Origin of the sequence: Pseudarthrobacter phenanthrenivorans (genome assembly GCF_036455295.1) — a bacterium.
Classification (GTDB): Bacteria; Actinomycetota; Actinomycetes; order Actinomycetales; family Micrococcaceae; genus Arthrobacter; species Arthrobacter phenanthrenivorans_C.
The window spans coordinates 23,247-46,989 of record NZ_JAYXNX010000008.1; the positions used below are offsets into that span (position 1 = coordinate 23,247).

Consider the following 23,743-nt stretch of genomic DNA (forward strand, 5'->3'; position numbering starts at 1 on the left):
ACCTAGGGTATCAAGTCAGACACCTTAGGTGGCATGCTGGCCAAATGACGAGCCAAACAACTGTCAAGACCTTGCTCATCCTCGGTGCCTCGGGCGACCTTACCGGCAGGCTCCTGCTGCCGGGCCTGGCGCGGCTTGTTGCCGCCGGACGGGCGGAGGGCCTCGCCCTCGTGGGGGCCGGTTCGGATTCCTGGACGCCGGAGCAGTGGCGGGACCGGGTGGAATCCTCCTTTGCCGCGGCGGCGGACACTGCGGACGCAGCGGGGAAGGACTCGCTTGCGCTGCTGCAGAAGGAGACGGTCTACCACCAGGTGGACGTCACAGCCGCAGGCGCCCTGGCGGCGTTGCTGAAGACCCTGGAAGGCCCGGTGGCGGTGTATTTTGCGCTTCCGCCCCGGATCAGCCAGCGTGCCTGCGAGATCCTCCAGCCGCAGGAAGTGCCGGAGGGCACCCGCCTGGTGATGGAGAAGCCGTTTGGTTCCAGCGAGGAATCGGCGCGCTCACTTAACCAGACGCTGGCCCGGCTGGTCCCGGAGGACCACATCCACCGGGTGGACCATTTCCTGGGCAAGGCCACCGTGCTGAACATCCTGGGCCTGCGCTTTGCCAACAACTTCCTGGAGCCGGTGTGGAACCGGCAGCATGTGGAGAAGGTTGAAATCTTCTTTGACGAGGACCTGGCCCTCGAAGGACGCGCACGCTATTACGACAACGCCGGCGCCCTTCGCGACATGATCCAAAGCCATCTCCTGCAGGTCATGGCAATCATGGCCATTGAGCCGCCGGCCACCATCGGCGAGCGCGACCTCCGCGACGCGGTCTCCACGGTCCTTCGTGCCGGCAGTGTGAAGGCACCCTTCACCCGATCGACACGCAGGGCGCGCTACACGGCCGGCACGACGGCGGGCAAGGAGGTGCCCGACTACGCCAGGGAGGAGGGCGTGGACACCGGCAGGGAAACGGAAACCCTTGCCGAAATCCAGGTGTTTATTGACAACTGGCGCTGGCGGGGCGTGCCCTTCATCCTGCGCTCCGGCAAGGCTTTGGGCGACAAGCGCAAGGAAGCGGTGGTCACCTTCCTTCCGGTTCCCCACCTGCCCAAAGGCTTCACGGGCGTGGACTCCCCCAACAAGCTGCGGATCGGTTTTGGCCCGGACACGCTGGAGTTCGACGTCGACGTCAACGGGCCTGGGAACATCTTCAGCCTGGGCCGGGTCACCCTGGAAGCGGAACTGAGTGCCTCCGACCTCCTGCCCTACGGCGAAGTGCTGGAAGGCGTGCTGACAGGCGATCCCCTGCTGTCCGTCCGGAGCGACACGGCGGAGGACTGCTGGCGGATCGTCGAGCCGGTACTGAAGGCATGGGCGCAGGGCGAGGTGCCCCTTGAGGAGTACGACGCCGGTTCGGCGGGTCCGGCGTCCTGGCCCACCAACCGGCACAAGGACTAAGCGGCAACGGCAAACAGGGCGGGGGGGGGCCGGGTTGTTTACCCCNCGGCGGGTCCGGCGTCCTGGCCCACCAACCGGCACAAGGACTAAGCGGCAACGGCAAACAGGGCGGGCGGGAACCTTTTGGTTCCCGCCCGCCCTGTTTCAACTGCCGCTTTGGGTGGCTTGGCTAAATCGCGGCCACTCCGCGTTCGCCAGTCCTGACCCGCACTGCTTCATGGACGTCGATGGTCCAGACCTTGCCGTCCCCGGCCCTGCCGGTATTGGAGCTGGCGATGATCACGTCCAGGATGTCGTCGGCCTGCTCGTCCGTAGCCAGCACTTCCACCCGGATCTTGGGGAGCAGGTCCACGTTGTATTCCGCTCCGCGGTAAACCTCGGTGTAGCCTCGCTGCCTGCCGTACCCGCTGGCGGCGCTGACGGTGAGGCCCTGCACGCCGTAGGCTTCCAGCCCTTCCCTGATGGTCTCGAGCTTTTCCGGCCTGACGATTGCAGTGATCAGTTTCATGCCCCCACGCTTTCCTTACCTGTTGCTGACTGTGTCTTCTGTGCACCGGCTGCCGATTCCCGGGCTTCCGCCTGGGTCTTGCCGGTCACCATGTCGTGCAGCGGCTGGAAGCTGCCGCCGTGGCCGCCGACACCGAACTCGTAGGCGGTCTCGGCGTGCAGGCTGAGGTCTGCGCCGGCGATTTCCTGGTGTTCGGAGATGCGGAAGCCCATGGTCTTGTGGATGGGGTAGGCGATGATCAGGGTCATCACGGCGGTGAAGGCCACGGAGAACAGTGCCGCCAGGACCTGGGCCACCAGCTGGGTGGCACCGCCGCCGTAGAACAGGCCGGCAGCTCCCTGGTCGGGGGTGGCGAGGAAACCGATGGCAACGGTTCCGATGACACCGGCTACGAGGTGGACACCCACAACATCCAGTGAGTCGTCATAGCCGAGCTTGAACTTCAGGCCGACAGCCAGGGCTGAGGCGATGCCGGCGACGATGCCCAGGGCAATCGCACCGAGCGGGGATACGTTGGCACAGGCCGGCGTGATGGCGACCAGGCCTGCGACCACACCGGACGCGGCGCCCAGCGACGTAGGGTGGCCATCCCGGATACGTTCAACGGCGAGCCAGCCCAGCATGGCGGCGGCAGGGGCAGCCAGGGTGTTGATCCAGATGAGGCCGGCCTGCTCGACCGTGGCAGCGGCGCCGGCGTTGAAGCCGAACCAGCCGAACCAGAGGATGGCTGCGCCCAGCATGACGAACGGAATGTTGTGCGGGCGGTGGTTCGGGTCCTTGCCGAAGCCCTTCCTGTTGCCGATGATCAGTACCAGCACCAGACCGGCAACACCGGCGTTGATGTGCACCACGGTGCCACCGGCGAAGTCGATGACCGGGGCGAAGGTCTGGCCGAACCAGCCGTCCTTGGAGAACAGGCCGCCACCCCACACCATGAAGGCAAGCGGCGCGTAGACCAGTGTGGCCCAGATCGGCGTGAAGATGACCCAAGCGGAGAACTTTGCGCGGTCCGCGACGGCACCGGAGATCAGGGCGACGGTGATGATGGCGAAGGTTGCCGCGTAGCCCACCTTCAGCAGGTCTGCCGGGTCCGTGAAGTTGTGCAGGCCGAAGTGGCTGAACGGGTTCGCAAAGATCTGGTAGAAGTTGTCCTCGTTACTCGTGGACATCGAGGCGCCCCACAACACCCAGGTGATGCCGACCGTTCCAATGGCGACGAAGCTCATCATCATCATGTTCAGTGCCGACTTGGCGCGCGTCATGCCGCCATAAAAGAATGCCAGGCCCGGGGTCATGAACAGCACGAGTGCTGCGGCCACCAGGAGCCAAACGAGACCTGCGGTGAGTTCCATGGCCTACGTCCTCTCTTGCTTTCGGTGCGGACTTGTCCGCCTGCCAACGCCTTTTGCGTCCTGTAATGAGTGTGGCGTCGGCGTGTTTCGCCCGCGGAGGATTTAGATTGCGGGCCTGTTACAACAACCTCTAGGAAGTAAATGGTGGATATCTGCCTTGTTACGGTTATGTTTCCGCACCCGCCCGGCCACCCGGCTCCCACTCCAGCAAGGACTCCCGCACCATGACGGCACCACCCCGCGCAAGCGGCGCCACTTCGAGGTTTTTGGCCCGGCTGAGGCCGCAGCGGGAGAAACTTCCCAGGGACATCAAGGTGATGCTGGCCGCAGCGTTCCTCATTGCGCTTGGATTCGGGCTTGTTGCACCGGTATTGCCGCAGTTCGCAACAACCTTTGGGGTGGGCAACACCGAGGCGGCGGTCATCGTGGCGATCTTCGCGTTCATGCGCCTGGCGTTTGCTCCCGCCGGCGGTGCCCTGATCGGAAAGCGCGGCGAGCGCCCGGTCTATGTTGCCGGGCTCCTGATCGTGGCATTGTCCACGGCAGCGTGCGCCTTTGCCCAGGATTACTGGCAGCTGCTGCTGTTCCGCGGCCTGGGCGGGGCGGGGTCAGTGATGTTCACGGTGGCCTCGATGGCCCTGGTGATTCGGCTGGCGCCGCCCCAGAGCAGGGGCCGGGTCTCGGGCGCCTACGCGTCGGCGTTCCTGATCGGGAACGTGTGCGGGCCGATAGTGGGTGGTTTGCTGGCCGGGCTCGGCCTGCGGGTACCGTTCCTCGCCTACGCAGCCGCGCTGCTCGTTGCCGCCTTCGTGGTGCAGACCCAGCTCAGCCACCAGCGCAGGGATCAGAGCGAGACGCAGCGGCGGGCGCCGGACATGCGGTTCGGTGACGCCCTGACCGCCGGGACGTACCGGTCGGCCCTGGCCTCCAGCTTCGCCAACGGGTGGGCCACCTTTGGCGTGCGGATGGCAACGGTGCCGCTGTTCGCAGCGGCCGCCTTCGGAGCAGGCCCGCAGGCGGCAGGACTGGCGTTGGCAGTCTTCGCCGCGGGCAACGCGGCCGCCCTGACTTTCTCGGGGCGCCTGGCGGACTCCCTGGGGCGAAAGCCCATGATGATTTCGGGACTGCTGGTAGCGGCCCTGGCAACCGCGGGGATCGGGATTACCTCCAATCTGCCTTGGTTCCTTGCGGCCTCAATGCTCGCCGGCGTCGGGTCGGGACTGTTCGGCCCTGCCCAGCAGGCGGCCGTGGCCGATGTCATTGGCAACGGCCGCTCCGGCGGCAAGGTCCTGGCCGTTTACCAGATGACGTCCGACGTCGGCGCGATCGTAGGGCCGGTGGTGGCAGGCCTGCTGGCGGACCGGCTTGGCTTCGGCTGGGCTTTCGGGGTGACCGGCGCCATCCTGCTCCTGGCCGCCGTCGGATGGCTGCCCACCCGCGAGTCGCTCCGCAGGGCAGGCAGCTAGCCCAACAGCTCAGTTCAGCAGGGCGTCAACAAAGCCTTCGGTGTCGAACGGAGCCAGGTCGTCCGCGCCTTCGCCCAGTCCGATGAGCTTGACGGGCACGCCCAGGGTGTTCTGGATGGCGACGACGATGCCGCCCTTGGCGGTTCCGTCCAGCTTGGTCAGGACAATGCCGGTGATGTTGACCACCTCGGAGAAGACCCTCGCCTGGTTCAGGCCGTTCTGGCCGGTGGTGGCATCCAGCACCAGCAGGACCTCGTCCACCTCGGCCAGCTTCTCCACGACGCGCTTGACCTTGCCAAGTTCGTCCATGAGGCCCACCTTGTTCTGCAGGCGCCCGGCGGTGTCGATCATGACCACATCGACTTCCTGCTCGATGCCGGCTTTTACGGCTTCATAGGCAACCGAGGCGGGGTCGGCGCCGTCGATATCCGACTTCACGGTGGGAACCCCCACGCGCTGGCCCCACGTGGCCAACTGCTCAGCGGCAGCGGCGCGGAAGGTGTCAGCGGCGCCCAGCAGGACGTCCTTGTCCTCGGCCACAAGCACCCGGGCCAGCTTGCCCACGGTGGTGGTCTTGCCCACCCCGTTCACTCCCACCACCATCATCACGGCGGGCTTGTCGGCATGCCGCTGCACGTTGAGGCTGCGGTCCATGGTGGGGTCCACAAGCTTGATGAGTTCTTCACGCAGCATGGCCTTAACGTGCTCCGGGGTACGGGTGCCCAGCACCTTGACGCGCTCCCGGAGGGCATCAACCAGCTGCATGGTGGGTTCGGTACCCAGGTCGGCGAGCAGGAGCGTTTCCTCCACCTCGTCCCAGACGCTCTCATCGATGCGGTCGCTGGAGAGCAGCGCCAGCAGGCCCTTGCCCATGATGTTGTTGGAGCGGACCAGGCGCTCCCGCAGCCGGGTAAGGCGCCCCGCGACGGGGAGCGGAGTTTCCACGGGGATGGTTTCCAGCCCCGCGGCCGTATCCGGGACCGTGGTGTCCAGCCCTTCGAGGTCCACACCCTCCGGCGCCTTGCGTTCGATGGTCCCGTCGCGGTCCGCCACCGCCGTGCTGCCGCCTGAGCGGATCTCGGGGTCGTTGGCATCCCGGGTTCCGGGGTAGCGGGTGATGTTCCTCCGTGTCTTGAGCAGGACCGGAATCAGGCCGCCGATGACCACCAGCGCAGCAAGAATGGACAGGACAATGGGAAGGATGTCATTCACTCCCCTAGCTTCTCACAAACGGTCCGCCCGGATCCGGCGTCCGGCACGCACCTGACCTGCCCGTTTGCGCCGCCTGCCGCCTGGGTACCGGGCGCTGCCAGTGTCCCTGCGGACCTCCGCTATACCTCGGCACCGAGGCGTTGGCTGATGACGGTTGAGACGCCGTCGCCGCGCATGGTGACGCCGTACAGCGCATCCGCCACTTCCATGGTCCGCTTCTGGTGGGTGATGACGATGAGCTGGCTGGATTCCCGTAGTTCCTCGAAGATGGTGATCAGGCGGCCGAGGTTGGTATCGTCCAGGGCAGCCTCCACCTCGTCCATGACGTAGAACGGCGACGGCCGCGCCTTGAAGATGGCCACCAGCAGCGCCACGGCGGTCAGGGACCGCTCCCCGCCGGAGAGCAGGGACAGCCGTTTGATCTTCTTTCCGGCCGGACGTGCCTCCACCTCGATCCCGGTAGTCAGCATGTCATCGGGATCCGTCAGGACCAGGCGGCCCTCGCCGCCCGGGAAGAGCCGCTCGAAGACCCGCACGAACTGGGTCTGGGTGTCCTGGAACGCTTCGGCGAAGACGCGCTGGACCCGGTCGTCCACTTCCTTGATGATGTCCAGCAGATCGCGGCGGCTGGCCTTCAGGTCCTCAAGCTGGGTGCTGAGGAACTGGTGCCGCTCCTCCAGCGCCGCGAATTCCTCCAGCGCCAGGGGGTTCACCTTGCCCAGGCTGGCGAGGTCGCGCTCAGCCTTCCGCAGCCGTTTCTCCTGTTCCTGCCGGACGTAGGGTTTGCCGGCCCTGATCTCTTCGCCGTTGCCGTCCACAGGGGCGCGCAGGGCCGCCCACTTGTCGCCCGATTCCTCCGCGGGCACGGGGACCGGCACGTGTGGGCCGAATTCCGCCACCAAGGCCTCCGGGGTGATGCCCAGTTCGTCCACGGACCGGGTTTCCACAGCTTCTATCCTGGCCCGCTGCTGCGCCCGCGCCAGCTCGTCCCGGTGAACGTTGTCTGTGAGGTCTGCCAGTTCCCGGGCCAGGGTTTCATTGGCGTCCCGCATGTCCCGCAGGGCACGGTCACGCAGTTCACGGGTCTCCTCGGCAAGGTCGCGTTCATGCCGGGCCAGGTCCACCGAGACGTCAACGTAGCGCAGCGCCAGGTCCACCCCTGCGGACACGGCGGCCGCGCGTTTCGCCTGGATGCGGCGCCGCCGGGCGCGCTGTGCGGCTTCTTCCCGGGCACGGCGTTCCGTGGCGGCAGCACGTTCCAGGGAGGACACCCTGTTGCGGGTGGCCACCAGCTGTTCCTCGGCGCTGCGCAGGGACAGCCGCGCTTCCACTTCCGCCGCGCGGGCGGCTGATGCGGCCTGTGCCAGGGCGTCCCGCTGTTCGGTGGAGGGCTCCTCTTCAACGGGCGCTTCCTGGGCCGCGGCCAGCCGGGCGGTGATGGCCGCGAGCGCTTCTTCTTCGGCAGCAACATTGTCCCCGGCCCTGGCCAGGGAGGCCGCCAACCGGTCGCTTTCGCCCACGGCGCTGCGCAGCACCGAGTTCAGGTGGCCCAGGCGTTCTGCCACGGCGGCCAGCCGGGCATCCGATTCGTGCAGCCTGTCCAGGGCCGCGTCCGCCTCCTCCTGCGCTCCGGCGCGGCGGGCATCGGCGGCGGCCAGGGCAAACCTGTTCCGCTCCAGGTCCGCGGTGACCGCGGACAGGCCGCGGCCGGCGTCGTCCACTGCTGCCTGTACCTCGAGGAGTGACGGGGCCTTGGCCGAGCCGCCGGCAGCCGAGACGGCGGTGAAGATGTCACCCTCGCCGGTGACGGCCGTGATACCAGGCAGCGATGCGACGAGCGCGGCCGCGGCGTCGATCCCGGTGACGACGGCGGTTCCGCTGAGCAGGTGCCGGACCAGGGCAAGGTGGCCGGCAGGTCCGTCCACCAGGTCGGCGGCCCACACCGCTCCCCCGGGCAATGCCACGTTGCCCTTGTCCTCCTGGTGTTTCGCGGCGGCGGAGGCGAGGAGCAGCGACGCCCTGCCGGCGTCGTCATCCTTCAGCCGCTGGAGCACTCCGGCGGCCGTGGCCCCGTCCTGGACGAGGACTGCCTCGGACGCCTCGCCCAGGGCTGCGGCTACAGCTGCTTCGTACCCGCTCCGGACCGTGATCGCCGCTGCGAGGCTCCCCTGCACTCCCGCCAGACCTGATTCCAGCACGTGCCGGGCGCCGTCCTTGCGGTCAAGGCCCAGCTTCAGGGCGTCGAGCCGCGCCGCCAGGGCGTCCCGCTTGCGAACACCCTCGTTGACAGAGGCCTTGAGATCCGCGATTTCCTGGAGCACCGCGTCCAAAACCCCGCTGGCGGCCTCATAGTCGGCGTCCAGGGATTCCTCCCCTTCCTCCACCCCGGCCACTTGGTTTTCCAGCTCGGTGAACTCCGCCTGGGCCCGGGCGCGGCGCTCGGTCCCCGCGGCAAGCGAGTCGCGCAGCCGCCCCAGTTCCGCCTGTGCCGACTCCACGCGGGACCGTGCGGCAGCAACCTGTCCGGCCAGCCGGGCCAGGCCCTCCCTCCGGTCAGCCGCGGCGCGGAGCTGCGCCGTAAGCCGCTGGTCCTCGGCGCGGGCCGCCTCCTCCGCTTCCGCCTTTGCCGCGCTGGCCGCTTCCAGGGCACTCCGCCGTGCTTCGATGTCCTGTTCGAGTTCGGCCACTTCCTGGCGTACCCGCGCGGCCTGGCGCTCAAGCTGGTCGGGGTCGCGGCCGGAGGGCGGGGCAGCGTCGTCGGACCCCAAAAGGCGGCTGCGCTCGGTGGCAAGCGAGCCGAGCGACCGCAGCCGTTCACGTGCGGTGGACAGCCGGTACCAGGTGTCCCGGGCCGCGTTCAGCCGGGGCGTGGCCTCGGCTGCCAGTTGTTCCAGCCCTGCCTGCTCCCTGCGCCCGGACTCAAGTTCCTGTTCGACGGCGGTGCGCCGGGCTTTCAGCGCGGCCTCATCCGCCACGTCCTGCTCCAGGGCGAGCTGCAGCTGGACGAGGTCGTCGGCCAGCAGGCGGGCACGCGCATCCCGGACGTCGAACTGCACCCGCTGGGCCCGGCGCGCCACCTCCGCCTGCTTGCCCAGGGGCGTGAGCTGGCGGCGGATCTCCCCGGTGAGGTCCGTGAGCCGCTGGAGGTTCGCCTGCATGGCCTCCAGCTTGCGGACCGTCCTTTCCTTGCGGCGCCGGTGCTTGAGGATCCCTGCCGCTTCCTCGATGAATCCGCGGCGGTCCTCCGGGGTGGCGTGGAGTACCCGGTCCAGCTGCCCCTGGCCGACGATGACGTGCATTTCCCGGCCGAGCCCGGAATCGGAGAGCAGTTCCTGGATATCCAGCAGCCGGCAGCCGGCACCATTGATGGCGTACTCGGACCCGCCCGTGCGGAACAGGGTCCGGGAAATGGTCACTTCGCTGTATTCGATGGGCAGTGCGCCGTCGGCGTTGTCTATGGTCAGGGAAACGTGGGCACGGCCCAGTGGCGGCCGCCCGGACGTCCCGGCAAAAATGACATCCTCCATCTTGCCGCCGCGGAGGGTTTTCGCTCCCTGCTCGCCCATGACCCAGGCCAGGGCATCCACCACGTTGGATTTGCCGGACCCGTTGGGACCCACGACGGCGGTGACGCCGGGTTCGAAGTCGAACGTGGTGGCAGACGCAAAGGACTTGAACCCCCGTACGGTGAGGCTTTTGAGGTGCAAGGCTTTTCTGGTCTCCTGGAGCGGGTAGGGCACATTGCTGGAAAAGGCTCACTACAATCTACTGCGCAGGACGGACTTTTCCCCGCAGCAGCGCCCGGGAGCCGGCGCCCGCGCCTCGGTGAATATGCAGGTTCCGGCGTGGCAAAGGCATAGTTAAGCTCTTGAGCCTGCGTTTATGTGGGTACAGTCACCGCATGAACGCGGGACGGAAACGAAGAGGGGCTTGAATTGGCAGGTAATGCAACCTTCCGCCACAGCAACACCGCGCTGCTCTCGGTCAGCAGCGTTGAAGCTCCCAGGATTGTGAGCTCCACCGACTTTGACCGCCGCCTGGCGTCAACCCTGAAGCGGTTGAAGTTCCCGCCACGGCTGCTGGAGCGCGTTGCAGGCATCACGCACCGCCGGTGGTGGGCTCCCGGAACATCCTTCGACGACGCTGCGGTGGAGGCCGGTGCAAAAGCGCTGGCGGAGGCCGGCATCGAAGCCTCGGAGGTCGGCCTGCTGATCAATACCTCGGTGACCCGGCGCAACCTGGAACCGTCCGTGGCAGTGAAGATCCACCACGGCCTTGGCCTGCCGTCCTCGGCCATGAACTTCGACCTTGCCAATGCCTGCCTCGGTTTCGTCAACGCCCTGACCCTGGCCGCGAACATGATCGACTCCGGACAGATCAGGTACGCCGTGGTGGTCAACGGCGAGGACGCCCAGCTGACCCAGGAGGCCACGCTGGCCAGGCTTCAGCGGCCGGAAACCACCCGCGACGACTTCAACCGCGAATTTGCCACGCTGACGCTCGGTTCGGGAGCGGCAGCGGCCGTCCTGGGACCTGCGGACCAGCACCCGGGAGCGCACCGGGTGGTGGGCGGCGTGATGCGCGCCGGCACGGAGCACCACGAATTGTGCGTGGGCGGCATCGACGGCATGCACACGGACACGAAGGGTCTGCTGGACGGCGGCCTCCAGCTGGTGGTCGACGCCTGGCACGAGGCACAGCCCGAGTGGGACTGGGCTGCGATGGACCGTTATGTCACGCACCAGGTGAGCAACGCCTACACACAGGCCATCATCGACGCGATCGACCTGGATCCGGACAAGGTGCCCATCACCTTCCCGCACTGGGGCAACGTGGGTCCCGCATCCCTTCCCATGACGCTCGCCGCAGAGTCGCAGTCCCTGGGTACCGGGGACCGCGTTTTGTGCATGGGCGTGGGTTCGGGCCTGAACACCGCCATGCTGGAAATCGTTTGGTGACGGTGGACTGGCCGGGCGTTGACGCCCAATGGTCGCGCGAAATCGATGTCCCCTCCACGTCAGGCGCTGATGCGCCGGGCACAGTTCGCCGCTGGCACCTGCTGGACAACGGCACTGAGCTTTCCGCCCGCGGCCTGGCTCCGCAGGGAACTCTGCTGTGTGTCCACGGCAACCCCACCTGGTCCTACCTGTGGCGGAGGCTGCTGGCGGCCGGCTGCGACCCGGCACATCCGTGGCGCGTGGTGGCCGTGGATCAGCTGGACATGGGGTTCTCGGAGCGCACGGGAGCTTTCCGGCGCCTTGCCGACAGGATCAATGACCTGGGCGACCTCACCGCCGCGCTGGCGCTGGAAGGTCCTGTGGTCTCCGTAGGCCACGACTGGGGCGGGGTGATCAGCCTCGGCTGGGCACTGGCGCACCAGGACCAGCTCGCGGGCGTGGTGCTGACCAACACGGCCGTCCACCAGCCGGCCGGCTCGCCCATCCCGGCAGCACTGCGCCTGGCCCTGCATCCGGCCGTGCACCAATGGGGAACCACCACCACCGACGCTTTCCTGCGGGTGACGCATTCGCTTGCCGGCCCGCCGCTGCCCACGGCGGTGCGGAACGCCTTCATGGCCCCCTACCGTGGCGCATCCCGCCGCGCCGGGGTGGGAAACTTCGTCGCGGACATCCCCGTTGATGCCACCCATCCGAGCTTCGCCGCGCTCAACAATGTCGCTGAGGGCGTTCGCCGGCTGGAGGTCCCGGCGCTGATGCTGTGGGGTCCCCGGGACCCAATCTTCTCCGACCGGTATCTGAAGGACCTCCTTGGCCGGCTCCCCCATGCGGACGTCCACCGCTACGAAGGCGCCGGACACCTGGTGGCAGAGGACCGGGACATCACCCCTGCGGTTTTCGACTGGCTTGCCGCGCGCTTTGGCACGGACAGGAACAGTGTTGCCAAAGCTCCCGTTGCGCCTGAGCGCCCCGGTTTCGTTCCCCTCTGGGCGCCCCTGGCGGAACTCGCGGCAGGGCCCTCCCCGGGCGGACGGGCCGTCGTCGAAATGGCAGCGGACGGCAGCGTGGCCCGTTCACTCACCTGGAAGCAGTTGGAACACAGCGTTGGGAATCTCGCCGCAGGCCTGCGGGAGGCGGGCGTTGGCCCGGGCAGCCGGGTGAGCTTGATGGTTCCGCCCGGGGTGGACCTCACGGTGGCCCTTTACGCGTGCCTGCGGCTGGGAGCCGTGGTGGTGGTTGCCGATGCCGGGCTGGGCGTCAAGGGATTGAGCCGGGCGGTGAAGGGCGCCACCCCGGACGTGTTGATCGGGATCGACAGGGCACTGGCGGCGGCCCGTGCCCTGGGGTGGGCCGCCAGGCGCATCAGCGTGCAGGACCTCCCGCCGGGGCGCCGCAAGCTCCTTGGGGTGGAAACCTCCCTCGCCGCACTGGCCAGGGCGGGAGCCGCCCGCCCCACTGAGGCTGCCGGGGAAGCGCGGGCCACCATCCCTGCCCCCGACTCCCCCGCCGCCGTGCTTTTTACCTCCGGCTCCACCGGCCCGGCCAAGGGCGTGCTGTACACCCACCGGCAGCTTGCCGCCATGCGCGACACCGTGGCCGGGACGTTCGGAATCCGGCCCGGCCAGGGGCTGGTGGCGGGGTTCGCTCCGTTCGCCTTGCTGGGGCCGGCCCTGGGAGCGGTGTCGGTGACGCCGGCCATGGACGTCACCGCGCCGCGAACCCTGACGGCATGCGCCCTCGCCGACGCCGTGGCGGCCATCGGCGCCACGGTGGTCTTCGCATCGCCGGCTGCCCTGCGGAACGTTGTTGCCACCCGCGGCGGCCTCACTGAGGAAGCCAGGGCAGCGCTCGGAAGGGTTGGCCTGCTCCTTTCCGCCGGAGCCCCCGTTCCGGAACCGCTCCTGGCGGAGGTCCAGGAACTCCTTCCGGCAGCGTCGCTGCACACCCCCTACGGAATGACCGAGGCACTGCCGGTCACGGACATCAGCTTCGAAGAAATCCAGGCGGCTGCGGCAGACGCTGCTGCCGGAACGACGCCGGGCGCCGGCAACGGCGTCTGTGTAGGCCCGCCCGTCCACGGCGCCCGCATAGCGGTCATTCCCCTGGCGCCTGACGGCACCGCGCCCGGAAACACGCCGGTCACCACCGCCGGGACAACGGGCGAGATCCTGGTCAGTGCCGCGCATGTCAAGGAAGCCTACGACCGGCTCTGGCTGACCCAGCAGGTAAGCGCCGGCCTGCCGGGCTGGCACCGGACGGGCGACGTGGGCCACCTGGACGCCAAGGAACGGCTGTGGGTGGAAGGCCGGCTGGCCCATGTCGTGACAGCCCCCGGCGGGGCGGTGACCCCGGTGGGCGCCGAACAGGCGCTGGAGCGCCTGGATGGGGTGGGGATGGCCGCCGTCGTGGGCGTCGGTCCGGCCGGGACCCAGGCCGTGGCGGCCGTCCTTGAGACGGTCCCGCCGGCCCGCAAGGCAGGCCTTGCCGGAACGGCACTTGCCGGACAGGTGCGGGAAGCAGCACGGAGTGCAGGCGTATCCGTGGCGGCGGTCCTGGTTGTCCCCGCGCAGCCTACCGATATCCGCCACAACGCCAAGATCGACAGGACCCGCGTGGCCCGCTGGGCTTCATCCGTGCTGGCCGGCGGCCGTCCGGGAACGCCATGAGGGTCCTCGTCACCGGAGCAAGCGGACTGCTGGGCAGCGCGGTTGCGGGACTCCTGGTGCACAGGGGCCATGCCGTAACCACCTTCCAGCGGCGTCCGTCAGGGGTCGACGGCGCCACGGACCAGTGCGGGTCACTCACCGACGATGCGGCGGTGCGGGTGGCCGTCAGGGGTGCTGAAGCGGTGGTCCACCTGGCAGCCAAAGTCTCCTTCACCGGCCGGGCAGACGAGTTTGACGAGGTGAACGTCGAGGGAACGCGGCGGCTGCTCCTGGCTGCGCGTGAGGCCGGGGTCGGCGACTTCGTTTTTGTGTCCTCCCCGTCTGTGGCCAATTCGGGCGCGGCCATCGCAGGACTGGATGCCGGGCCGGCTGACCCGGTGCGTGCCCACGGTGACTACTCCCGCACCAAGGCGCAGGCGGAGCTGTTGGCGCTGGCGGCGGATTCAGCCGGGTTCCGCGTCGCTGCGGTGCGGCCCCACGTGGTGTGGGGCCCGGGGGACACCCAGCTGGTGGAACGTGTCCTGGCCCGGGCGGCCCGCAACCGGCTGCCCCTGCTGGACGGCGGCGCGGCGCTGATCGACACGACGTACGTGGACAACGCAGCCGCAGCGATTGTTGCGGCATTGGAGCGGATAAGGCACATCCATGGCAGGGCATTGGTGGTCAGCAACGGTGAGCCCCGCCCCGTAGGCGAACTGATTGCCGGCATCTGCGCTGCCGGCGGCGTACCTGCCCCGTCCTGGTCCGTGCCCGGAGGGCTGGCGCGCGTGGCGGGTTCGGTGGTGGAAAGGGCGTGGCTGAGGCTGGGAAAGCGGGACGAGCCGCCCATGACCAAGTTCCTTGCCGAACAGCTGTCCACAGCCCACTGGTTCGACCAGCGCGCCACCAGGGCACTCCTGGACTGGACGCCTGCCGTATCACTCGATGAAGGGCTGGAGCGGCTGGCGGAGTACTACGGCCGGCGCTGACCCTGCGCGGTTTCCTGCGTTCCTGCGTTCCTGCGGCGTGGGCAGGACGGATCCTGCTACCAGCGGCCGTTGCGGGGCCGCGGCTGGCACACCGGACAGGTGTGCGATGACCGGTTCATGAACTGTTCCCTGCGGATGATCGAGTGGATGCCGGCTGCGGCGCAGCGCTTGCAGGGTTCGCCTGTGCGCCCGTATGCGTTGAGTGACCTGTCGAAGTAGCCCGAGGCCCCATTGACGTTGACGTAGAGGGAATCGAAGCTGGTGCCGCCCGCTTCCAGCGCGTCGAGCATGACCTCGCGCGCACTGTCGAGAACGCGCCGGGCCTCGATCCGGCGGAGCGTGTCAGTGGGCCGGGCGTAGTGCAGCCGGGCGCGCCACAGGGCTTCGTCGGCGTAGATGTTGCCGATCCCGGACACCAGGCCCTGGTCCAGCAGCGCACGTTTGAGCCCGGTCCTGCGCTTTCGCAGGCGCTGGTAAAACAGGTCGAAAGAGAACGCCGGGTCCAGGGGGTCGCGGGCAATATGCGCCGCTTCCTCCGCAATCAGCGGCAGGGGTGATTCCGCGAGGCCGCCGGGGCCGCCGTCGTCCGTGGGGACCAGGCCGGTGACAAAAAGGCCACCGAAGATCCGCTGGTCCACGAACCGCAACTGTCCGGGCATGCCTTCGCGATGGCTGAGCCGGAACCGGACCTTGAGGTGCTTCTCGTCGGGGACGGACGAGTCCTGCATCAGCAGCTGCCCGCTCATGCCCAGGTGCGCCATCAGCGCCACCTTGGGCGCGGGAACAGCACCGGGCTCCCCGGCCACGGCCGCGGTGCTGTCCGCCAGGGGCATCCAGAGGAATTTGCCGCGCCGAACGACGTCGGACACCAGCGCACCCTCAAGGTTTCCGATGAAGTCATCAGCTCCCAGCGCATGCCGGCGGATGGAGCGTGGATCCAGCACCTCAACGGCATCGGTGGTCCTGCCGCGGACCCAGTTCACCAGGCCACGGCGGACAACCTCCACCTCCGGCAGTTCAGGCACGGATGGCTACTTGGCGGCCACGGAACCAGTGGAGGTTCCGGCCGCCGCCTGGGACCCGTTGCCTGACAGCACCCGCCATGCGTCGGCTGCCGCTTCCTGTTCGGCTTCCTTCTTGGAGTGCCCGGAACCCTTGCCGTAGGCCGTGCCACCGATGTTGAGGACGGCGGTGAAGGTGCGGGCATGGTCCGGGCCGGAGCCTTCCACCGCGTAATGGATGGTGCCCAGCTGCCGGCTGGCAGCGAGTTCCTGGATGCTGGTCTTCCAGTCCGTTCCGGCACCCAGCACGGCCGCGTCCTTCAGCAAGGGACCGATGAGGCGCATGACCAGCTGGCGGGCAGTCTCAATGTCATTGGAGACGTAGGTTGCCCCGATCAGGGCTTCCATGGTGTCCGCAAGGATGGAGGCCTTGTTCTTGCCGTGGGTGAGCTTTTCGCCCTGGCCCAGGTAGATGTACTCGCCAATGCCCAGGCTGCGCCCGATGCCCGCGAGGGCACGCGTGCTGACGACGGCGGACCGGCGCTTGGCGAGCTCGCCTTCGGGCAGGTCCGGATTGTCGCGGTAGAGGGCGTCGGTGACGGAAAACCCCAGGATGGAGTCGCCGAGGAACTCGAGACGCTCGTTGGTGGGTATGCCGCCGTTCTCGTACGCGTACGAGCGGTGGGTAAGCGCAAGACGAAGCGTCCCGGCGTCAATAGAGACACCGAGACGCTTCAGAAGCTCTTCAGTTGAAGACATCATTCAGCCTGTTGGGGCCGATTAGACGTCAGCGACCTTGCGGCCCTTGTACTCAAGGAACAGCGCGGTGCCGGCAGAGTCGGTAACGACCTTTGCCTGGTGCGGCAGGCTGTAGGTGACCTGGCCGTTTTCAACGGTCTTCACCAGGTGGGGGGCGGTCGCCTTCCACTGCGAGCGGCGGGCGCGGGTATTCGAGCGAGACATTTTCCGCTTGGGAACAGCCACGGCTAACTCATTTCTCTCTAGACAAACACGTACAAATCAATTTTGCCGGTCAGGCTTAGCCATATCAGCTAGGGCAGCCCAGCGAGGATCCAGGACCTCGTGGTGGTGCCCCGGCTCGTCTTCCAGGCGAACTCCGCATTCGGAGCAAAGGCCCTGGCAGTCTTCCCGGCACACCGGCTGGAACGGCAGGTTGGTGACAACCGCGTCCCGCAACACCGGTTCAAGATCGATTACATCGTGCTCGACTCGACGTTGCTCTTCATCTTCTTCTCCGTCCGAGAGCTCAGCGCCCTCGTAGAAGAAAAGTTCTTGCACATTGACCTCAAGGTCATACGCAAGGGGATCCAGGCATCGGCCGCATTCACCGGTTACTTCGGCGACAACGGTTCCTGATACCAGAATTCCTTCGTGTACGGCCTCAAGCCTCAGGTCGAGCTCGACATCCGAGCCCTCCTGAACACCAATGAGCGCCACACCAAGATCACCCGGTGCGGGTACATGTTCCTTCAGCGTCCGCATGCTTCCCGGGCTGCGCCCGAGGTCCTTGACGTCGAACGCCAGGGGCGAACCAGCATCTCTGTTAATGAGAACTCCTGTTGAACATATGACCGACGTACCATCTTAGCCTGAAGAGCCATGGCGACTCAAACCGGCAGGACGAAGCGCCGAAGTACCGATCCAGCCTACCGTCCTGACCGCTGATCCGGCGAAGGCTCGCCGGAAACCATGCGCCGGTGCACCGACCGCGGAACGTAATCGGAAACGCTGCCGCCCAGGCTTGCCACCTCTTTTATGAGGGTGGAGGAGAGGTGGACGTAGCTCGCCTCAGCCGGAAGGAACACCGTCTCCACGCCGCTCAGCTGGCGGTTCATGGTGGCCATGGGCAGTTCGTAGTCGAAGTCCGACGAGGACCGGAGTCCCTTGACAATGGCGGACACGCCGCGATGGCGGCAGTACTCCGCCAGCAGGCCTGCGCCCACCGGCTCCACCACGATGCCCTTGAGCGAAGCCAAAGTTTCGCGCGCCATCTCCAGCCGCTCGTCCAGGCTGAACATGTACTTCTTTGCGTAGTTGGTGGAGATGGCCACAATGACCTCGTCGAACAGGCCGGCCGCCCGTGCAATGACTTCGAGATGGCCGTTGTGGATGGGGTCGAAGGATCCAGGGCACACAGCGCGTCTCATGGTCCGAACCTACCCCATGGGAAGCCCGGGATACCATGACTGGATGCATCCACCACGGGAACTTTCCACCCCCCTGGCACCTGCTCCGTGGCAGCGGGCCGCGCTCGGAGCCAACCTCCTGGCGCCTGGTGGCGGCCTGGGCGTCACCATCTTCGAGGAGATGACCACCCTGGCCGTCCAGACCGGCGCCGTCAACCTGGGGCAGGGTTTCCCTGATGAGGACGGGCCGGCCGAAATCCGGGAGGCGGCCCGGGCAGCCATCGCAGCAGGCGCCAACCAGTACGCGCCGGGCAAGGGACTGCCTGAACTCCGGGAGGCCGTTGCGGCGCACCAGGAACGCTTCTATGGGCTGGCCCCGGATCCCGCGACCGAGGTCATCATCACCACTGGTGCCACCGAAGGAATCGCCGCGGCCCTCCTCGCTTTCGCCGGTCCAGGCGACGAGGTGCTGACGTTTGAGCCGTTCTACGACTCCTACGGCGCCATCATCGGACTCTCGGGCGCCACCCACGCCACCGTACCGCTGGCCGCCCCGGACTTCATGCCCGACCTGGCGGCGCTGGAGGTGGCCTTTAACGAGCGGACACGGGTGGTCCTGCTGAACAACCCGCACAATCCCACGGGTGCCGTCTTTCCACCAGCGGTCCTGCAGCGGGTGGTGGAGCTTGCGGAGAAGCACGATGCCATCGTCATCACCGACGAGGTGTATGAACACCTCACTTTCGGCGTCACGCATACCCCGGTGGCCACCCTGCCCGGTGCTCCAAACCGGACCATCACCATTTCATCGGCCGGAAAGACGTTTTCGCTGACCGGCTGGAAGATCGGCTGGCTGAGCGGCCCGGAGGACCTGGTCTCAGCAGTGCGCACGGTAAAACAATTTCTCACCTACAGTTCCGGGACGCCTTTCCAGGCAGCGATCGCCGCAGGCCTGGCCCTGCCCGATGCGTTCTACCAGGGCATCGCCTCGGCATTGGCGCAGAAACGGGACATCCTCAGTGCCGGGCTCCGCGCCGCCGGCTTTGATGTCTTCACGCCCAGGGGAACGTACTTCGTCAACGTGGACACTGCGCCGCTTGGCATCACTGACGCCCTGGACCTCGCCCGGCGCCTGCCCTCACTGGTTGGCGTAGCCGCCATCCCCGTTCCGGTCTTCTGCCACCCGGAAGGAGCCGAACGGACACGGAGCCTGCTTCGCTTTGCCTTCTGCAAGCGGGTGGAAGTCCTGGAGGAGGCCGCCTCGCGGCTGGCAACCCTGCGCGACCGGCTGTGATGGGCGGGGGCAGCGGCCGGACAGCCAACAGGTTCCTGCGGATGACGGGCCAGCACGCCACGATCGAACCTGATACGTTCACCGACGGCGGTTTTGTGCTGAGCATCGGCGGAGCGGAACAGTCGCACGTGAACCTGGACCGGCCGGAGGAGATCTTTTACGAATACCTCCGCAGGATCGGCCATGTGGTGGACCTGGCAGCCCCGCAGGGACAACCCATCAGGGCGCTTCACCTGGGAGCAGGTGCCCTCACCCTGGCCCGGTACGTCCAGGCAACCCGCCCGGGCTCCGTGCAGTACGCAGTGGAACTGGAACGCGAACTGCTCGACTTTGTCCTCCGGCACCTTCCCATGCCTGAAGGAACGGACCTCACCACCATCATCGGCGACGCACGCGGCGCGCTCGGCGCACTTCCTCCCGGCCTGACGTTCGACGTCGTCATCCTGGACATTTTTTCCGGCCCCGAAGCGCCGGCCCACATCGCCACCAGTGGTTTCTACCGGGAAGCCCGGGAACGCCTGGGCCGGGACGGGCTGCTGCTGGTCAACGTGGGCGACGAGGCGGCACTCACCCTGGTCCGGAGCCAGGTGGCGGCGATGCGGGAAGCAATGGGCGACGTGGCAGCGTTCGGCGAGGCTGGGATGTTCGACGGACGGTATCCGGGCAACATCATCCTCGTGGGGACCCAGGGACCGTGGCCGGAACCATGGACAGCGGAACTTGCCGCCCGCGGGCCCCACCCGGCCCGCGTCCTGGCGGGAGTGGACCTGGACCCATTCTCGGGCTAAGTGCCCTGGACGCCGGATTCTTCAGCGTCAACCGCAGCGGTGTCAGCAAGGTCATCGGGGGCGATGGCATCGGGTACGAATGGTTCGGCGAACCACAAGCGTGTTTCCCCGTACTTCTTTTCCGCAAACCTCGTCAGGCCGTCCGGCCATCCAGGTTCCGGGGAGCGGGAGGACCGTTCCACCACCACAACAGCGCCCGGAGCCAGGTGGTCAGCCACTTTCTCCAGCACCGCGGACAATCCCGCTTCCTCCAGCGGGTAGGGCGGATCCAGGAACACCAGGTCCCAGGCTGCGTTTTCCCCGGCGCGGTCCAGGAACGGCTCAACCCTGGAGCGGTGGACAGTCACGGCTTTGCGCCCCAACACCCCGTTGATGAGGTCCGCGTTGCGCTGGCATACGCCGCTGGCCTTGGCATCGGACTCCACCAGGTCCACTGCCTGGGCTCCCCTGCTTCCGCTTTCCACACCCAGGGCGCCGGATCCTGCATAGAGGTCAAGCACCCGGGACCCCGCTATGACGTCGAAGGCATCCAGGCGGGAGAACAGGGCTTCCTTGACGCGGTCCGTGGTGGGCCTGGTCAGGGACCCCGGGACGGCCGTGAGCGGCGTGCCGCCGGCGGCGCCTGCAATGATCCGGGTCACGGCGCGCACCGCGACGCGTCCGGGCCCAGTGCCCTCTCGTTGCTAACCGCGTTCAAGGAACGCCTCCTTCTCGGGGTTGAGGTACTTTTCGATGGCATCGGCCAGTTCAGGGTGGCCGGACAACAGCGGATCGGCGCCGACAATCGCCTGGGCGTCTTCCCTTGCCCTGGCGATCACGTCCTCATGGTCAAGGACCCTGAGAAGCTTCAGTGTTGAACGTCCGCCCGACTGGGAAGCGCCCAGGATGTCGCCCTCACGCCGGAGCTTAAGGTCCTCCTGGGAAAGGACGAACCCGTCCGTGGTGGCCGCCACGGCTTCCAGCCGCCGGCGGCTCGGATGGCCCGGTTCCAGGGCGGTCACGAGCAGGCAGGTCCCGGGCAGGCCGCCGCGGCCCACCCGGCCGCGGAGCTGATGCAGCTGGGACATGCCAAACCGGTCGGCGTCCAGGATGACCATCAGGGTGGCGTTGTGTACGTCCACCCCCACCTCGATCACGGTGGTGGAGACCAGCAGCTTGATGCGGTTGGCCGTGAACCCGGCCATGGTTTCCGTCTTCAGGTCCGGGTCCTGGCGCCCGTGGAGGGGGGCCAGCGGAACTCCGGCCAGCGACGGCTCGGCCTGGAGATGTTCGACGACGGCTGTCACCGAGGCCAGTTCCCGCTGGCTTTCCTCGCCGTCAAGGCCCGGCGGCCCGGCTTCGCCCGGACTGAAGTCGCCGTCGTCGTCCCCGCCGATCTTGGGGCAGACCACATACACCTGGTGGCCCGCATTGATCTCTTCCCGGGCCCGCGCCCAGATCCGCGCGGCCCATGCCGGGTTTTCCGCCAGGCCGACCAAATGCGTGGTGATGGGCGCCCGGCCCTTGGGCAGTTCCTCCAGGGTGGAGGTTTCGAGGTCGCCGAACACGGTCATGGCAACGGTGCGCGGAATCGGGGTGGCGGTCATGACCAGCAGGTGCGGCGGCTTCCTGGCCTTGGCGCGCAGTGCGTCGCGCTGTTCGACGCCGAAGCGGTGCTGTTCGTCAACCACAATCAGGCCCAGGTCGTAAAAGGACACATTGTCGCTGAGCAGCGCATGGGTGCCGATGATGATCCCTGCCGTACCGGACGCGGCGTCCAGCATGGCCTGTTTCCGTGCCGCCGTGGGCATGGAACCCGTCAGCAGCGTGACCTGGACGGAAGGCCCGCTGCCCGCGGCGAGGCCGCCCAGCAGACCGTCGCCGGACAGTGGGCCGAGGGTGCGCCGGATGGAGTCGTAGTGCTGGGCGGCGAGGACTTCGGTGGGCGCCAGGAGCGCGGCCTGACCCCCGGCGTCGACCACCTGCAGCATGGCACGCAGGGCCACGACTGTCTTGCCCGACCCCACTTCGCCCTGCAGCAGCCGGTTCATGGGGGTGTCCTGCGCCAGTTCGCCTGCGAGGGTGCTGCCGACGGCTGCCTGACCCCCCGTGAGGGTGAAGGGCAGGTTCCGGTCGAACGCGGCAAGGATACCGTCGCTGAGCGGCCGCCGTGCCGTGGCCTCCTCTGCGGCCAGCTGGGCCCGCCGCCGCGCCAAGGCGGACTGCAGCACCAGTGCTTCCTGGAAGCGGAAACGCTCGCGGGCGCGCTTCCAGTCGGCAGCCGTCTCCGGCGCATGGATCAGCCGGTACGCATCCGCAACCGGCAGGAAGCCCTCGCGCATGGCAACCGGCTCCGGGACAGGATCGGCGATCGAACCGAGGTCGGTGGTTTCCAGCAGGGTGGCGATGACCTTCTGGATCTTCCAGCTGGGGAGCTTGGCCGTGGCCGGGTATACGGGGATGGGCATGGCCGCGAGCTTTCCGGCGTCGGCGTCCCCCTGCACGAAGGGGTCGTCGTCCAGGATGAGGAAGTCCGGGTTGGTGAGGCCCAGCTGCCCTTTGAAGCTGGTGACCTTTCCCGAGAACAGGGCACGCCGCCCCTGCAGGAGCTCGGTTTTGGCCTTGTAGCCGTTGAAGAAGCTGATCTTGAGGGTGCCGGGCACCTTGCCGCGGAAGTCGCGGCCACCCACCAGGTGCAGCCCCTGCTGCCCGTCGTCGTCGGAGACGATCACATCGGTGATGGTCCCGCGGCGGGCCTGCATGTGCCGGGTACTGCTGGATAGCACCCGGGCGATCAGGGTGACCTCCTCGTCGAGCGGAAGCTCGCTGATGGGGGTCAGCTCCCCACGGGTGAGGTACCGGCGGGGAAAATAGGTCAGGAGGCCTTCGACCGTGGTGATGGCAAGGTGTTTCTCGATGACTGCAGCGGAGCGTTTCCCGATCCTCCGCTCCAGGGCCAGGTCCAGCTCAGCGTTCATGCCCGCCGGTGTTCACTGCATTGACATCCGGGTCCCGGGGAAGGGCAAGTTCGCTGATGCTGATCTGGGACGGTTCACCGAGGGACCGGATGATGGCCACGGCGGGGTCTGGCTCCGGGACGTGCACGTGTACCCGCCACCGGTAGTTGCCTTCGGTGTCCGGGCCGCTGCCCACCTGGCTCATGATCACGGACTCGCCGATTTCATCCAGCCGCTGGCGGAGGGTGGCGGCGTTCAAAGGCGAAAGGCTGATGGTGCACATGACCTCCACGCCGTCGTCGTCCGGCATGGAAGCGTGGATGTGGGGATCGGAGACGTCGTACCCGTGCAGGCCGTCAAGGAGCTCGTCCTGCAGTTCCTCGCCCAGGATTGCGGAGCGCAGGCAGTCGAGGATGAGGAGCATTCCCACACCTCCTGCATCCACGACGTGCGCGGACTGCAGTGCGTCGAGCTGCTCTTCGGTGTGGACCACGGCCGCCAGGGCTCCCTCCACGGCCGCGTCCAGGGCGAGGCCCAGGGCATGGTTGCTGTCATCGCCGTCCTGTCCGGCGTCCACTGCGGCGGCCGCGCGGGCGGCAGCCTCCATCACGGAAAGCATGGTTCCCGGAACAGGATCGCTCAAGGCGGACCAGGCGCGGATCTGGGCCCGGTTCAGGGCGGCGGACAGAAGGGTGGACGTCATCCGGGTGTGTCCGGCCAGCGGCTCGGCAGCTGCACAAAGGAACACCGAAAAAAGGGTGCCCGAGTTGCCCCGCGCCTCCTCCATGGCCGCCTGGCCTGCTATGGCTAGGACTTCCCCGACGTCCACCGGTGCCGGCTGGTCGTCTGCGAGGACCAGGGAACGGGCGGCGGCGCGGACGGTGAGGTAGAGGTTGGTGCCGGTATCACCGTCTGCCACCGGAAAGATGTTGATGGCGTTGAGCCGGTCGCTGTGGTTTCCCAGGGCAGTTTCAGCCTTGCCCAGCCACCTCTTCATCG

General features: G+C 67.5%; 19 protein-coding genes. 7 read left to right on the top strand and 12 right to left on the bottom strand.

The genetic code is table 11. From position 1 onward, the window contains the following. Positions 1-44: 44 nt before the first annotated feature. Positions 45-1,448 carry a glucose-6-phosphate dehydrogenase gene (locus tag VXJ37_RS11855; RefSeq protein WP_331323234.1) on the top strand — a complete coding sequence of 468 codons (1,404 nt, stop codon included), beginning with the start codon at positions 45-47 and terminating at the stop codon, positions 1,446-1,448. A gap of 169 nt (positions 1,449-1,617) precedes the next feature. On the opposite strand, the gene VXJ37_RS11860 is transcribed toward VXJ37_RS11855, so the two are convergent. Continuing rightward, positions 1,618-1,956 carry a P-II family nitrogen regulator gene (locus tag VXJ37_RS11860; RefSeq protein ID WP_331323235.1) on the bottom strand — a complete coding sequence of 113 codons (339 nt, stop codon included), beginning with the start codon at positions 1,954-1,956 and terminating at the stop codon, positions 1,618-1,620. Continuing rightward, a complete protein-coding gene (locus VXJ37_RS11865; protein WP_331323236.1) occupies positions 1,953-3,308 on the bottom strand; it encodes an ammonium transporter in 1,356 nt (451 codons plus the stop codon). The genes VXJ37_RS11860 and VXJ37_RS11865 overlap by 4 nt, the downstream gene beginning before the upstream one ends. Before the next feature lie 224 nt (positions 3,309-3,532). On the opposite strand from VXJ37_RS11865, the gene VXJ37_RS11870 reads away from it, so the two are divergent. Beyond that, positions 3,533-4,774, top strand: a complete 1,242-nt coding sequence (locus VXJ37_RS11870; RefSeq protein WP_331323237.1) for an MFS transporter — start codon at positions 3,533-3,535, stop codon at positions 4,772-4,774. Positions 4,775-4,783: 9 nt separating this feature from the next. Here VXJ37_RS11870 and ftsY read toward each other — a convergent pair whose 3' ends face one another. After that, the gene (gene ftsY / locus VXJ37_RS11875; RefSeq protein ID WP_331323238.1) at positions 4,784-5,986 is read right to left on the bottom strand and encodes a signal recognition particle-docking protein FtsY; all 1,203 of its coding nucleotides are present in this window, start codon (positions 5,984-5,986) and stop codon (positions 4,784-4,786) included. Positions 5,987-6,105: 119 nt separating this feature from the next. Continuing rightward, positions 6,106-9,693 (bottom strand): chromosome segregation protein SMC, encoded by a 3,588-nt coding sequence (gene smc / locus VXJ37_RS11880; RefSeq protein WP_331323239.1) that lies wholly within the window; start codon positions 9,691-9,693, stop codon positions 6,106-6,108. Positions 9,694-9,921: 228 nt separating this feature from the next. Between smc and VXJ37_RS11885 the strand changes: the two genes are divergently transcribed. The 3 genes from VXJ37_RS11885 to VXJ37_RS11895 are packed head-to-tail and all read left to right on the top strand — an operon-like array spanning position 9,922 to position 14,578. Next, positions 9,922-10,944 carry a 3-oxoacyl-ACP synthase III gene (locus VXJ37_RS11885; RefSeq protein ID WP_331323240.1) on the top strand — a complete coding sequence of 341 codons (1,023 nt, stop codon included), beginning with the start codon at positions 9,922-9,924 and terminating at the stop codon, positions 10,942-10,944. Continuing rightward, positions 10,938-13,610, top strand: coding sequence for an alpha/beta fold hydrolase (locus VXJ37_RS11890; protein ID WP_331323241.1), 2,673 nt, complete (start codon positions 10,938-10,940; stop codon positions 13,608-13,610). The genes VXJ37_RS11885 and VXJ37_RS11890 overlap by 7 nt, the downstream gene beginning before the upstream one ends. Continuing rightward, entirely contained in the window at positions 13,607-14,578 is a 972-nt protein-coding gene (locus VXJ37_RS11895) for an NAD-dependent epimerase/dehydratase family protein (RefSeq protein WP_331323242.1), read from the top strand. Before VXJ37_RS11890 ends, VXJ37_RS11895 begins: the two co-directional genes overlap by 4 nt. 56 nt (positions 14,579-14,634) lie before the next feature. Here VXJ37_RS11895 and mutM read toward each other — a convergent pair whose 3' ends face one another. The 5 genes from mutM to coaD all read right to left on the bottom strand — a co-directional run bounded on the left by mutM (position 14,635) and on the right by coaD (position 17,747). Next, entirely contained in the window at positions 14,635-15,603 is a 969-nt protein-coding gene (mutM, locus tag VXJ37_RS11900) for a bifunctional DNA-formamidopyrimidine glycosylase/DNA-(apurinic or apyrimidinic site) lyase (RefSeq protein ID WP_331323243.1), read from the bottom strand. A 6-nt stretch (positions 15,604-15,609) separates the two neighbouring features. Continuing rightward, positions 15,610-16,338 carry a ribonuclease III gene (rnc, locus tag VXJ37_RS11905; RefSeq protein ID WP_331323244.1) on the bottom strand — a complete coding sequence of 243 codons (729 nt, stop codon included), beginning with the start codon at positions 16,336-16,338 and terminating at the stop codon, positions 15,610-15,612. A gap of 21 nt (positions 16,339-16,359) precedes the next feature. Continuing rightward, complete coding sequence (gene rpmF / locus VXJ37_RS11910; protein ID WP_009356569.1) at positions 16,360-16,563, bottom strand: 50S ribosomal protein L32; 204 nt, start codon at positions 16,561-16,563, stop codon at positions 16,360-16,362. Positions 16,564-16,599: 36 nt separating this feature from the next. Next, positions 16,600-17,082 carry a YceD family protein gene (locus VXJ37_RS11915; protein ID WP_331323245.1) on the bottom strand — a complete coding sequence of 161 codons (483 nt, stop codon included), beginning with the start codon at positions 17,080-17,082 and terminating at the stop codon, positions 16,600-16,602. A gap of 164 nt (positions 17,083-17,246) precedes the next feature. Then, on the bottom strand, positions 17,247-17,747 hold the full coding sequence (gene coaD, locus VXJ37_RS11920) for a pantetheine-phosphate adenylyltransferase (RefSeq protein WP_331323246.1): 501 nt from the start codon (positions 17,745-17,747) through the stop codon (positions 17,247-17,249). 43 nt (positions 17,748-17,790) lie between these two features. Here coaD and VXJ37_RS11925 point away from each other — a divergent pair, with 43 nt between their 5' ends. After that, complete coding sequence (locus VXJ37_RS11925; RefSeq protein WP_331323247.1) at positions 17,791-19,020, top strand: aminotransferase class I/II-fold pyridoxal phosphate-dependent enzyme; 1,230 nt, start codon at positions 17,791-17,793, stop codon at positions 19,018-19,020. After that, positions 19,020-19,808: a spermidine synthase gene (locus VXJ37_RS11930; RefSeq protein WP_331323390.1), complete on the top strand. Its 789-nt coding sequence runs from the start codon at positions 19,020-19,022 to the stop codon at positions 19,806-19,808. The genes VXJ37_RS11925 and VXJ37_RS11930 overlap by 1 nt, the downstream gene beginning before the upstream one ends. On the opposite strand, the gene rsmD is transcribed toward VXJ37_RS11930, so the two are convergent. Genes rsmD through VXJ37_RS11945 form a run of 3 tightly spaced genes read right to left on the bottom strand, consistent with a single transcriptional unit; the run spans position 19,805 to position 23,741 of the window. Beyond that, positions 19,805-20,449 carry a 16S rRNA (guanine(966)-N(2))-methyltransferase RsmD gene (gene rsmD, locus VXJ37_RS11935; protein WP_331323248.1) on the bottom strand — a complete coding sequence of 215 codons (645 nt, stop codon included), beginning with the start codon at positions 20,447-20,449 and terminating at the stop codon, positions 19,805-19,807. The genes VXJ37_RS11930 and rsmD overlap by 4 nt on opposite strands. A 42-nt stretch (positions 20,450-20,491) precedes the next feature. Further along, complete coding sequence (locus VXJ37_RS11940) at positions 20,492-22,765, bottom strand: ATP-dependent DNA helicase RecG (protein ID WP_331323249.1); 2,274 nt, start codon at positions 22,763-22,765, stop codon at positions 20,492-20,494. After that, positions 22,755-23,741 (bottom strand): DAK2 domain-containing protein, encoded by a 987-nt coding sequence (locus tag VXJ37_RS11945; protein ID WP_331323391.1) that lies wholly within the window; start codon positions 23,739-23,741, stop codon positions 22,755-22,757. The genes VXJ37_RS11940 and VXJ37_RS11945 overlap by 11 nt, the downstream gene beginning before the upstream one ends. Positions 23,742-23,743: the final 2 nt, after the last annotated feature.

Excerpts from the sequence above, each read along its gene's own strand:
- VXJ37_RS11915 (WP_331323245.1), bottom strand. The coding sequence starts at position 17,082 with ATGCGGACGCTGAAGGAACATGTACCCGCACCGGGTGATCTTGGTGTG.
- coaD (WP_331323246.1), bottom strand. The coding sequence starts at position 17,747 with ATGAGACGCGCTGTGTGCCCTGGATCCTTCGACCCCATCCACAACGGC.
- VXJ37_RS11930 (WP_331323390.1), top strand. The coding sequence starts at position 19,020 with ATGGGCGGGGGCAGCGGCCGGACAGCCAACAGGTTCCTGCGGATGACG.
- VXJ37_RS11945 (WP_331323391.1), bottom strand. The coding sequence starts at position 23,741 with ATGAAGAGGTGGCTGGGCAAGGCTGAAACTGCCCTGGGAAACCACAGC.
- VXJ37_RS11865 (WP_331323236.1), bottom strand. The coding sequence starts at position 3,308 with ATGGAACTCACCGCAGGTCTCGTTTGGCTCCTGGTGGCCGCAGCACTC.
- VXJ37_RS11925 (WP_331323247.1), top strand. The coding sequence starts at position 17,791 with ATGCATCCACCACGGGAACTTTCCACCCCCCTGGCACCTGCTCCGTGG.
- VXJ37_RS11870 (WP_331323237.1), top strand. The coding sequence starts at position 3,533 with ATGACGGCACCACCCCGCGCAAGCGGCGCCACTTCGAGGTTTTTGGCC.
- VXJ37_RS11940 (WP_331323249.1), bottom strand. The coding sequence starts at position 22,765 with ATGAACGCTGAGCTGGACCTGGCCCTGGAGCGGAGGATCGGGAAACGC.
- VXJ37_RS11895 (WP_331323242.1), top strand. The coding sequence starts at position 13,607 with ATGAGGGTCCTCGTCACCGGAGCAAGCGGACTGCTGGGCAGCGCGGTT.
- VXJ37_RS11860 (WP_331323235.1), bottom strand. The coding sequence starts at position 1,956 with ATGAAACTGATCACTGCAATCGTCAGGCCGGAAAAGCTCGAGACCATC.
- rnc (WP_331323244.1), bottom strand. The coding sequence starts at position 16,338 with ATGTCTTCAACTGAAGAGCTTCTGAAGCGTCTCGGTGTCTCTATTGAC.
- VXJ37_RS11855 (WP_331323234.1), top strand. The coding sequence starts at position 45 with ATGACGAGCCAAACAACTGTCAAGACCTTGCTCATCCTCGGTGCCTCG.